Below are 11,800 nucleotides of genomic sequence, written 5' to 3' on the forward strand. Positions count from 1 at the left end.
TATATATTTTTAAATGAAAGTGCTTTACTTTTTTAAAAAAATAAGTTTATATTTATACATGTAAAATATGTAAGCGATTGCAAAAAAGGAATATTATGAATAAGCACAAAATGCCTAAAGACTTCTTCTGGGGCAATTCAGTTTCAAGTATGCAAACTGAAGGTGCTTGGAATGAAGACGGTAAAGGCTTATCAGTTTACGATGTACGACCTGCTACAGAAAATACTACAGATTGGCACACCGCAATTGATGAGTACCATCGTTATGATGAAGATTTAGACCTAATGAAAGAAATGAATATGAATATGTATCGTATTCAAATTTCTTGGTCAAGAGTTTGTCCCGAGGGAGACGGGGATTTTAATCCTAAGGGAATTGAATTTTACGACAAATTAGTAAATGCCATGCTTGATCGCGGAATCGAGCCAATGATTTGTCTTTATCACTTTGACATGCCCTTACACCTAGCTAAAGAATACAATGGTTTTATGTCGCGCCATGTTGTTGATGCTTTTGTTAGATTCGGCAAAAAGATGATTGATCATTTTTCAGATCGAGTTAAGTACTGGATTGTTTTCAATGAACATAATCTTTACTTCCAAGATGAAGTATTTAACATCTCTGGTTACGAAAAAGGTGACAAAACTTTAGATGATATGTATACCATCTTTCACCACACCATGATCAGTCATATTAGATTAGCTAATTACATCCATGAAAAATATGATGATGTAAAAATCGGCGGAATGCTTGCCTTCCAACAAATTTATCCTGAGACTTCAAAAGCTACAGATGTTTGGGCAGCAAAACAAATTCAAGAATTTTTGAATTTCAATATTTATGATGCAGATACTGGCCGCGGCTATTCACCAGAAGTTATGCAATATGCTAAAGACCACAATATCAACTGGGATATCACTGCAGAAGATAAAGAAGAAATGAAAAAAGCAAAGGCTGACTTCTTAGCCTTTAGCTACTATTCTTCTTGGACTATCTCTGCTGATAAAATTCCTGCTGACGTTGCCCCTAACCGTTACATGAATTATGGCGGTGTAGAAAACAAGTATCTCAAGACAAATGCTTGGGGCTGGACAATTGATCCACTGGGCTTTAGAAATGCTATTACCACTATGTATAACCATTACAAGATTCCAGTCTTCCCAATTGAAAACGGAATCGGCTTAAAAGAAACTTGGGATGGTGAGCACATGATCGAAGACGATGAACGTATTGCTTACCATGAAGAACATATTAAGGCTATGAAAGATGCGATGTTCTTAGATGGAGCTAAAGTTTTAGGTTATCTAGGCTGGGGATTAATCGATATTCCAAGTTCACATGCCGATATGGAAAAACGCTACGGTGCTGTTTACGTCAATCGTTCAAATCATGACTTAAAAGATTTAAAACGTGTTCCAAAGAAATCATTTTATTGGTTCCAAAAAGTATTGAAAGATAATGGAGACGAAATATAATGAGTGAGCAAAAAAAATCGGGCTTTAGTGTGTTTGTTAATAAACACATCCTGCCTCCAGTAATGAAATTTGTTAATACTAAGGCTATCCAAGCCTTACAAAATGGTATGATTTATACTTTACCATTTATTCTTATTGGATCTATTTTCTTAATTTTAGGAAATATTCCTATTCCAGCTGTAGCTAATGCAATTAATGCTTCCGGTTGGGATGCATTCTTCAACCAAGCCTACACTACTACTTTTAGTATTATGGCTATGTGGGCATCAGTTGGTATTGCCTATATTTATGTCAAAAACGAAGGCTATGAGCCACTAGCACCAGGTCTTACTTCCTTAGCTGCATTCTTAATGCTTCAAACTTTAACTATTGATAGTCCATTAAAGAATGCTATGGCTAAAGGTATTAACGGTGGAATGAGTGCAAAAGCCGTAACTGAAAATATTGATAAGTTACCACACGCTTTACAAACATTCTTAGAATCACCAGTTACAGGTGTCTTCAACATTACCTGGCTTGGTGGCGACGGAATGATCGCTGCAATTATTGTTGGTTTATTAGTCGGCTGGATTTACTCAACTATTATGAAAAAAGGTTGGACTATTAAGTTACCTGAACAAGTTCCAGCTGCTGTTTCTAACCAATTTACTGCTATGATTCCATCGGGAATTATCTTAATTGGTACTATGCTTATTTACGCTGGCTTTAAGTTAACTACTGGTTCAGACTTCTTACAATGGACCTACCAGACTCTTCAAATTCCACTTCAAGGTATTTCAGATTCACTTGGTGGTGCCATTGCTATTGGATTCTTAGTACCATTCTTCTGGTTCTTTGGTGTTCACGGTGGTTTAATTGTTGGTTCTCTTGCTGGCCCTATGCTTCAAGCTAACTCTTTTGATAATGCTCAATTGTACAAAGCTGGTAAATTAACTATTGCCAATGGTGCCCACGTTGTTACTAATGAATTCTACAACAACTTTATTAACTTAACTGGTTCAGGTATCACTATTGGTTTAATTATCTTTATTTTAATTGCTGCTAAATCAGCACAACTACGTTCAATTGGTAAAGTTGAATTATTTCCGGGCATTTTTAACATTAATGAACCATTCCTATTCGGTTTACCTATTGTTATGAACCCATTCTTAGCAATTCCATTCTTCTTAACACCAGTTGTAGTTGCTATCTCAACTTATTTTGTCATTAAGACTGGTATTGTTCCCCCTCTTAATGGTTTTGCTTGTCCGTGGACAATTCCAGCTGTTATCTCCGGTTTCCTAATTGGTAGCTGGAAGATGGCAATTTGGCAAGCATGTACATTAATTATTTCAACTTTTATCTACTGGCCATTTGCTAGAAAGTACGACAAGATCTTAGTCCAAAGAGAAGCTGCAACGCTTAAGAAGGACGAAGCTGAAGGTAAATAATTTTTTCAGCTATTAATTAACACTTATGATCAAAATCGTGCTATAATGTAAATGCTTTCAATAATGAAAGTGCATACATTTAATTTATAGATCAACACTCAAACACTGAAAAACACTTAATTAGATTTACAAAGGAGATAATTATTATGGCAGATAAAACTATTATGTTAGCTTGTGCAGCAGGTATGTCAACTTCACTTTTAGTATCAAAGATGCAAAACGCAGCTAAAGAAAAAGGTAAAGACTACAAGATCTTTGCTACTGCAGCATCAGGTATCCAAGATGAAATTGATAAGGAACACCCAGATGTATTAATGCTTGGACCTCAAGTTCAATACATGGAAGACAGTGTTAAAAAGATTACTGATGAAGCAGGCATCCCATTAGCAGTTATTAACATGCAAGACTACGGTATGATGAATGGTGAGCATGTTCTTGAAACTGCTCAAGAATTAATGGGCGATAAATAGTCAAATGACCGACGAAGTAAAAATTGTTAACGAATTTGATCGTAATGGTCATCACTTTAAAATTGGTGTCAGCGCAGATGAGCAAGTTTCTATTTAGATAATGAGCCTAAAGCTCATCATGGCTATCATTTTCCCGGCATTATCCAAGTCCCTAAAGGTCTTGAGATCGACGGACAAATGCTACTGCAACTACCAATTGACTGTGATGCAGCAATTGATTAAGGAATTCAAGAATTAAAACAAAAATAATTTATGGGAGATGCTTGCTGACATAGTAAAATAAATAATTGTCAGGAGCATCTTTTATTTTAAAAATACTATCTAGGAGAATTAAAATTATGGCACAAGAAAATAGCGATAACATGCAAGTTGTAATGGGAATTATTATGCAAGCTGGTAATGCAAAGGCTGCTGCTATGCAAGCAATCCAAGCTGCTAAAAAGGGCGACTTTGATAAAGCTGATGAATTTATTAAGCAAGCAAATGAAGGCTTGGTTAATGCCCACAATGTTCAAACTGATATGTTAACCCAAGAAGCACAAGGTAACCATGTAAAAGTTGACCTTTACATGGTTCATGCTCAAGACCACTTAATGACAGCTATTACTTTTATTGATTTAGCTAAGGAAGTAGTAGCTGTTTACAAAAAAATGGCTGAAAAATAATGGCTGCAGAAGCAAAATACTTAAAAGTTGCTCGAATTCTACAAAAAAGAATTGAAGATGGAGTCTATAAACCTCAAACTCCCCTTCCTGACCAAAAAACACTTGCAGAAGAATTACACGTAAGCCGTTTAACTGTTAAGAAGGCCTTAGATGGTCTACAAAGAAAAGGTCTGGTTTATAAAGAATCTGGTCTCGGCACTTTTGTCTTAGGCCCAATTCCAATTCAAGATAAATTTGATTCACCAGCAAATGCTTTTAGTGGTTTAGCTAATCTACTAGGATCTAATGAGGTCACTAGCGATATCATTGAGTTTAATGTTGAATTTCCAAATGAGGATGTTCAACACTATTTAAAATTAAAATCTAGCGATCCAGTTTACAATATCCGTCGTCTAAGACGGCTTGAAGGTAAACCTCTGATTCTTGAACATACATTTATGCCAGTTAACTTAGTTCCAGATTTAAATGAAGATATATTACATAATTCTATATATAATTATCTTCATCATAATTTGAAACTTAAATTTGGCGTTGCCTATCGTAAAATTAAGGCTACTAAGGCTGATGATTGGGATCAACAATATCTTCAAGCCAAAAAAGACGATCCAATCTTAGAGCTGGAACAAATTGTCTGGTTAAACAATGGTCAACCAGTTGAATATTCAACAAGCCGAAATCGCTACAATGAACGAAATTATGTCGTTTTAGAGACAAATAGCTTTTAAGTAAAAGTTCTAGAGCAATTCTAGAACTTTTTTTATAAATTTAAACAAATTAAGAAAGGAAAAAATATGACAAAAACCTACTCTATGCCTAAAGACTTTTACTGGGGCGGCGCTAGTGCTGCAAACCAGTATGAAGGTGGTTATAAAGACGGTGGTAAAGGATTAAACGCCGTTGATGTACTAACTAATGGTTCTGCTAGTGAACCAAGAAAAGTGACCTGGAAAACTGCTGATGGCAAAACTGGATCTACTCCAATGGTTTGGGGAAAAGAGTTTAAACTACCCGAAGGAGCAAAACCAGCCCCTTTAGCTGATTATTACTATCCAAGTCATGAGGGAACAGACTTCTATCACCACTATAAAGAAGATATTAAATATATGGCTGAGATGGGCTTTAATATGTTCCGCCTATCATTAAATTGGTCACGTATCTTACCAAACGGCGATGATAAAGAACCAAATAAAGAAGGATTAGCATTCTATGATAATATCTTTGAGGAATGTGCTAAATATGGCATTGAACCTTTAGTAACCCTCTCCCACTATGAAACTCCTTTATCTTTAGTTAATCGTTTTGGGGGCTGGAAAGACCGAAAAATGATTGACATTTTTGTTCATTATGCTGATATTGTAATGAATCACTACAAAGGAAAAGTTAAATACTGGCTAACCTTTAACGAAATTAATGCTATGGACATGGCTCCTTATATGGGCGGCGGGTTAATTGATGGTAGTGAACAAAATCGTGCTCAAGGAGCTCATAATCAGTTTGTAGCAAGTAGTAAAGTAGTTAAACTAGCTCATGAAATCGATCAAAACAATCAAGTAGGTCAAATGCTTGCCTACTCTGCTTACTATCCTTATACTGCTGATCCAGCTGATCAAATTTTAGTTATGAAAGCCAAACAAGAGATGCTATTTTACTCAGATGTCCAAACCGGCGGTCGTTATCCTGAATATCGCTTAAAACAATACGAACGAGATGGCATCAAACTTGATGATAGGCCAGAAGACTATGAGTTAATAAAAAACTATCCAGCAGACTTTCTAAGCTTTTCTTGCTACACTTCTAATGTTCTTACTACACATGAAGCAGACGCAAAAGTTAATGGTAATGTTTCCGCAGGTGGGGTTAAGAACCCTTATCTTGACTACAACGCCTGGGGATGGGCAACTGACCCAGATGTATTACGAATTGCCTTAAATGACCTTTGGGATCGATACCATAAGCCCCTCTTTATCGTTGAAAATGGTCTTGGTTGGGGTGATGAATTAACTGAAGATCATAAAGTTCATGATGACTATCGAATTAATTATCTTCGTGCCCAAATCAAATCAATGGAAGAAGCAGTTAATGAAGATGGCATTCCTTTGATGGGCTATACCATGTGGTCAGCAATAGACTTAGTCTCAAATGGTACTGGTGAAATGAAGAAACGCTATGGCTTTGTTTACGTCGATCGTGATGACAAAGGAAATGGATCTTTAAAGAGATATCCTAAAGATTCCTTTAACTGGTATAAAGAAGTTATTGCATCCCATGGTAAAGATTTAGACTAAAAAAACAAAATAGAACCTAGCATTTTCTAGGCTCTATTTTTTTGACAAGATAGATAGAGAAAGCCAAACAAAATGATTACAATCAAGGAACAAGCAGACTTTAAAGCAAAAGATTTCTTTAATTACCTAAATATGCAACTTACTCAAGAAATTAAAAAATCCCGTGGTAATGACTTACCTGTTAAAATTGCTGCAGGAACAACATATCAACAAAGAAATGTGAAAGCCGAAATCACTGAATATGAATTCGGTAAAAAATATGTTTCAGTTTTTAAGTCACCTAAAATAGATGTTAAAATTGGCTACTATTTAACTTATACACCGAAAGGTTGTCAGATTGTTTTTAAAGAGGATGTTCTTAGCTATGATGAAAAGAAACATTCTAATATCAGTACATGGTTTTATAACTGGCAGTTAAAGCAAGGCGCAAAAAAACAACTAAAACAAATGAAAAATAATGTCTTAGCCTATACAAAATAAAAATAGTCCTAGTCTCAAATAATTTATATTTTGAGACTAGGACTATTTTTTAAATAATGTCATCAGAACTTTGATCATAGAATTTAGAGTTTTGATAATTGTATACCAATTTAGAACTATCAAATGGTGTCCCATTGGCTAAATAGAAAGTATCATAAACTTCTAAACATGGATCTCCTTCTTCTAATTCTAGATATCTTGCTTCATCGGCTCTTAACTTTCTAACGCGCATATATTTATCAGAGAAACGAATTTCTTTCTTTAAACCATCTTTGATATAGTCAAAAATCGATCCTTCAGCAATTTCCTTACTCATAAACGGAATAATGCTCTTAGGATAATACGATTCTTCTAAAACAAATGGCTTCCCTTCTTGTCTGCGCAATCTTTTTATAAAGTAACATACTTCATCAGAATGCAGATACTCAGATAAAGGTTTAGGGGGTCTTTTCTCAACAAACTCAATTACTTCAGTAGTAGGATCTTTTAAAACATGAGCAAACCCAGCGTTATCAGTAAGTGACATATAACCATCTCGCCCTGTAGGTCTGACAAAAACGCCAGAACCTTGGACTTTATAAACTATTCCTCGTTGAGTTAACAAAGTAATCGCCTGTAAGATAGTAGATTTACCAACTTGATATTCTTTCATTAATTCGGTAATTGTTGGTAATTTATCTCCATGATGAAGTTTATTTTTGGTGATATAAGCTTTTATTTTATCCGCAACTAATTCATATTTTTTCATTACTATGTCCTTAAAATAAAAATCTTCATAGTTATATTTTAAACTACGAAGATTTTAAAAGTCTATACTTTTTAATTAAGCTTTAGTAGCATCTACTTGTTCCTTCTTAAGCAATTGACTGTCATAGTGCTTAATAAATGGATACCAAATCAAGAAAGCAATTATGGCATTGACCAAGGCTAAAACGAAACCTTGCCAACTAGCAGTAGCCATCATACCACCAAGACCTACAGGAATTGGCCATGGTTGTTGAACAATGATCTTGGGAACTAAGTGATTTGCAATTGCAGCATAAGCAGTCATTGAACATACCATTGGAGCAGCTAAGAATGGAATAAACAATTTAATGTTATAAACGATTGGCAAACCAAATAGTAAAGGTTCGTTAATGTTAAATACAGCAGGAACAGCTTCAAGTTTACCAAGTTCTCGTAATTGCTTTGATCTAGCGGCAAATGCCATCCAAAGAGCCATACCAAGAGTAGCACCAGAACCACCCATAATTACAAAGGCATTTGCGAATTCACCAGCAAATACATAGTGAGCACCAGAAGCATTAGCAGCCATATTTGATAATACAATTGCTTGATAGAAACTTGAAATAATGGTTGCACCGTGAATACCAAACCACCATAAGAAGTGGATCAGGAAGAAGATAATTAATACTCCCCACCAGGTATTAGCAATATTTGAAACAAATGAGAATGGGATAAATAGGAGTTGGAAAATATCTGTACCAAGTACAATTAAAATTACATCAATTACTGCAATAACTACTGCAATAACGAAACCAGGAATTAAGGCAGTAAATGAGTTAGCAACACCAGATGGAACAGATGCTGGCATCTTAATACGCCAATTATGTTTAATACAGAAGCGATAAATTTGAACAGTTAACCAAGCAACAATCAAACCAGTAAAAATACCAGTCGCACCAATTCTTGTTAAACCTGATCCAGAGATACCATATCCTCCGGCAACAACATTATCTTTCTTTAAGATATTAACAAAAATAGTATTGCCGCCCTTCCAAACTAATTGTGGAACGGTAATGAATAAGCCCATTAAAGTTAAGAAAACAGCATTTAATGGATCAAGCAATAAGTTTTCTTCTTTGCGATAAATATCGGCATAGTTATAAGCGAATGATCCAGCAAAGTATATCGCAATAATACCCATTGTGGCGTTGTAAATAACAGTATAAATATTGTTAAAACGTCCAAATGTATTGTTATAAAAATCTACAAATCCCTTAGCAGTAATAACTTGTGTTAAAACTGTTAAGACCAAAAACATAGATCCAATGATAGAAAAGGCAATAATAGAATAACCAGCACCCATAATTGCACGTACAAAACGTGAACCTGAGAACTTACCTAAAGCCTTCATCATTTTATCTTTAAATGATGGTTGCGCAGTGTCAGACATAGTACATCCCCCTCAATTTGTCCTACTGTCTATTACTTTCAAATGTCTTAATTGCTCCTGCGTATTTATCGCGACCATTTTGAATGTTACTAATCCTTCTTAAGATTAAGATGGATCCTAATATTCCAATAATTAAAATTGTAAAGATCACATTTGCGACATCATTTGTAGCCATAAAAGGAAATAGAATCTTTCCAAATGATAAATAGCAACTGATAGCAAAGATTACATTTGCAACTAGCTGGAGTTGATAATACAGTTTTGTAAATTTCAAGTCAGTATTTCTGACATTCCACTTACTTACCTGCTCTACTGAAGCTATTAATAATAAAACAAATAATAGTCCCGAAATTATCGAAGCAACAATATCGTGGTAACAAATTGCAAAAACTAACCAAAAGAGATTAGTGAATAAGAACGCCGCAGAAAAATAACGAATCATTAAATAGCGGCTAAAATTTATAGATCTCACACTCATGTCATGTTTCTTTTGTTCTAAACTCTGATCTCTTTTAGTCATTATTGTATCTACCCTTTCAATATTGTTCCTGAACAATTCAGACAACACCTGTATAATACCTCAAAATGAAACCGTTTGCAATAATTATTACTGTTTTCTTATAAAAAATAAAATTCTATACTTTTACGCTTTACAATTAAGTTTTTAATTTGTAGAATGAATTTCGAAAACGCTTACTTTAGAAAGGACGTATTGAATATGACTGGATACACTATGCCTAAGGGCTTTTTATGGGGCGGCGCTGTTGCTGCTCATCAACTTGAAGGTGCATGGAATGAAGATGGAAAAGGAATGTCTGTAGCAGATGTTATGACAGTCGGATCAGCTACTAAGCCACGTGAAATTACTGATGGCGTTATTCCCGGTAAAAACTATCCTAATCATGATGCCATTGATTTTTACCATCACTACAAGGGTGATATTAAATTAATGGCTGAAATGGGCTTTAAAGCTTTTCGTACTTCAATAGCTTGGACTAGAATTTTTCCTAAAGGCGATGAAGAAGAACCTAATGAAGCAGGTCTTAAGTTCTACGATGACTTATTTGATGAATGTCATAAGTATGGAATTGAACCTGTAATTACCCTTTCTCACTTTGAAATTCCTTATCATTTAGTCAAAGAATATGGCGGTTTTACTAACCGTAAATTAATTGATTACTTTGTTCGCTTTGCCCGTGTTTGCTTTAAGCGTTACAAGAATAAAGTTAAATACTGGATGACTTTCAACGAAATTGATAATCAATCTAGTTTTAACAACGACTTCTTAATGGCCACTAACTCTGGTATCTTGTTTAAGAATGGAATGGGCGATAAAGAAAAAGAAGCGGCTATGTATCAAGCTGCCCATTATGAATTAGTTGCTTCTGCTTTAGCAGTTAAAGAAGGCCACAAGATTAATCCAGACTTTCAAATTGGTTGTATGATTAATTACTCACCTGTTCGTCCTTTAACTCCATCATCAGATGATGTTTTACTTGCTGATAAGTTTGAACAAAGACGTGACTTCTTCTCCGATGTCCACGTTAATGGTGAATATCCAAATGCTGTTGAAGACTATATTGAAAGAAATGGCTACCGTCCAGATATCACCGAAGAAGATAAGATTGCCTTAAAAGAAGGTACAGTAGACTACGTTGGTTTCTCATACTATCAATCCACTACTGTTTCAAGTAAGAAAGTTAAACCAGATGAATTAACTGACTTACAAGAAGCTATCGTCGAAAACCCTACTTTAGAGCGTAGTGACTGGGGCTGGGAAATTGATCCAGAAGGTTTGAGAATCTCTCTTAACCACCTAACTGACCGTTACCACAAGCCACTATTTATCGTTGAAAATGGTCTCGGTGCTTACGACAAGCGCGAAGCTGACGGTTCAGTTCATGATCCATATCGAATCGATTACTTGAGAAAACACATTGAACAAATGGAAAAGGCCGTTGTGTTAGACGGTGTTGACTTGATGGGTTATCTTCCTTGGGGATGCATCGACTTAGTTTCAGCTGGAACGGGTCAAATGGACAAGCGTTATGGCTTCATCTATGTTGACAAGAATGACAAGGGTGAAGGAACGCTAGAACGCTCAAAGAAGGATTCATTTAACTGGTATAAGAAAGTTATTGAATCTAACGGTAAAGACTTAGACTAACCATTAAAAATAGGATTTAGAAGCACTCTAAATCCTATTTTTTTCAGTTTTATTAGCACCGCTCTAATTAGAGTGCTAAATATTTTACTTTCCCTACGGACTTACTACAATAGAGATTGTAGAGAGCGTAATGGAAGGAAGTTTTATTATGGCAAACGAAATGATGAAAAATCGTAACAACGATAATATGATGGATCAATTAAGTGATTGGTTTAGTTTTCCAAAAGACTTTTTTGACGACAGTTCCATCAAGAACATTATGCAATCTGATGTAGCAGAAACTGATAAGGACTATATTGTTAAGGTTGACATGCCAGGAATGGATAAGAAAGACATCAAAGTTTCATATAAAGATGGCGTTCTAAACGTTTCAGGTAGTCGGGATTCATTCGATAATTTAGACAATAACAATGGCAATGTTCTTCACCGTGAAAGAAGCGTTGGTCACATTCAAAGAAGTTATCGTATCCCTGATGTTGACTCTAAAGACATTTCTGCCAAAGACGTCAATGGTGTTTTAACCATTACCTTACCAAAGTTAACTGAAGAAGATAAGGAAAATTCAATTAATATTGAATAAATATTTAGATAAGAAAAGTGTCTGGGAAAAAACTAACTTTCAGATACCAAAAGACGATCAATCCAACTCTTA

At 35.1% G+C, this 11,800-nt stretch carries 12 protein-coding genes and 1 pseudogene; 10 read left to right on the plus strand and 3 right to left on the minus strand.

All coding sequences use genetic code 11. The annotated features are described in order from the left end of the window. The first annotated feature begins 95 nt into the window (after positions 1-95). The 8 genes and pseudogenes from CP370_RS05065 (at position 96) to CP370_RS05100 (ending at position 6,805) form a co-directional block, all read left to right on the plus strand. Complete coding sequence (locus CP370_RS05065) at positions 96-1,475, plus strand: glycoside hydrolase family 1 protein (protein ID WP_180707166.1); 1,380 nt, start codon at positions 96-98, stop codon at positions 1,473-1,475. Beyond that, a complete protein-coding gene (locus CP370_RS05070) occupies positions 1,475-2,905 on the plus strand; it encodes a PTS sugar transporter subunit IIC (protein WP_087713328.1) in 1,431 nt (476 codons plus the stop codon). The genes CP370_RS05065 and CP370_RS05070 overlap by 1 nt, the downstream gene beginning before the upstream one ends. 146 nt (positions 2,906-3,051) lie before the next feature. Further along, on the plus strand, positions 3,052-3,375 hold the full coding sequence (locus tag CP370_RS05075; RefSeq protein ID WP_004896007.1) for a PTS sugar transporter subunit IIB: 324 nt from the start codon (positions 3,052-3,054) through the stop codon (positions 3,373-3,375). 4 nt (positions 3,376-3,379) lie between these two features. Beyond that, positions 3,380-3,597 (plus strand): annotated as a pseudogene (locus CP370_RS05080) (hypothetical protein). A 116-nt stretch (positions 3,598-3,713) separates the two neighbouring features. Beyond that, positions 3,714-4,040: a PTS lactose/cellobiose transporter subunit IIA gene (locus CP370_RS05085; RefSeq protein ID WP_003647909.1), complete on the plus strand. Its 327-nt coding sequence runs from the start codon at positions 3,714-3,716 to the stop codon at positions 4,038-4,040. After that, on the plus strand, positions 4,040-4,765 hold the full coding sequence (locus CP370_RS05090; RefSeq protein ID WP_004898682.1) for a GntR family transcriptional regulator: 726 nt from the start codon (positions 4,040-4,042) through the stop codon (positions 4,763-4,765). Before CP370_RS05085 ends, CP370_RS05090 begins: the two co-directional genes overlap by 1 nt. 66 nt (positions 4,766-4,831) lie before the next feature. Further along, entirely contained in the window at positions 4,832-6,325 is a 1,494-nt protein-coding gene (locus CP370_RS05095; RefSeq protein WP_087713329.1) for a glycoside hydrolase family 1 protein, read from the plus strand. Positions 6,326-6,397: 72 nt separating this feature from the next. Further along, entirely contained in the window at positions 6,398-6,805 is a 408-nt protein-coding gene (locus CP370_RS05100; RefSeq protein ID WP_087713330.1) for a DUF3284 domain-containing protein, read from the plus strand. A 49-nt stretch (positions 6,806-6,854) separates the two neighbouring features. On the opposite strand, the gene CP370_RS05105 is transcribed toward CP370_RS05100, so the two are convergent. The 3 genes from CP370_RS05105 to CP370_RS05115 all read right to left on the minus strand — a co-directional run bounded on the left by CP370_RS05105 (position 6,855) and on the right by CP370_RS05115 (position 9,501). After that, complete coding sequence (locus tag CP370_RS05105; protein ID WP_087713331.1) at positions 6,855-7,553, minus strand: GntR family transcriptional regulator; 699 nt, start codon at positions 7,551-7,553, stop codon at positions 6,855-6,857. Between the two features lie 75 nt (positions 7,554-7,628). Further along, positions 7,629-8,981 carry a PTS cellobiose transporter subunit IIC gene (gene celB, locus CP370_RS05110; RefSeq protein ID WP_087713332.1) on the minus strand — a complete coding sequence of 451 codons (1,353 nt, stop codon included), beginning with the start codon at positions 8,979-8,981 and terminating at the stop codon, positions 7,629-7,631. A 22-nt stretch (positions 8,982-9,003) separates the two neighbouring features. Then, a complete protein-coding gene (locus tag CP370_RS05115) occupies positions 9,004-9,501 on the minus strand; it encodes a hypothetical protein (protein WP_012845562.1) in 498 nt (165 codons plus the stop codon). 198 nt (positions 9,502-9,699) lie between these two features. On the opposite strand from CP370_RS05115, the gene CP370_RS05120 reads away from it, so the two are divergent. Together CP370_RS05120 and CP370_RS05125 are read left to right on the plus strand one after the other, a co-directional pair. Continuing rightward, positions 9,700-11,148 carry a 6-phospho-beta-glucosidase gene (locus CP370_RS05120; RefSeq protein WP_087713333.1) on the plus strand — a complete coding sequence of 483 codons (1,449 nt, stop codon included), beginning with the start codon at positions 9,700-9,702 and terminating at the stop codon, positions 11,146-11,148. Positions 11,149-11,296: 148 nt separating this feature from the next. After that, the gene (locus tag CP370_RS05125; protein WP_012845560.1) at positions 11,297-11,728 is read left to right on the plus strand and encodes an Hsp20/alpha crystallin family protein; all 432 of its coding nucleotides are present in this window, start codon (positions 11,297-11,299) and stop codon (positions 11,726-11,728) included. Positions 11,729-11,800: the final 72 nt, after the last annotated feature.

This window comes from Lactobacillus sp. UMNPBX19 (assembly GCF_002553805.1).
Lineage (GTDB): Bacteria > Bacillota > Bacilli > Lactobacillales > Lactobacillaceae > Lactobacillus.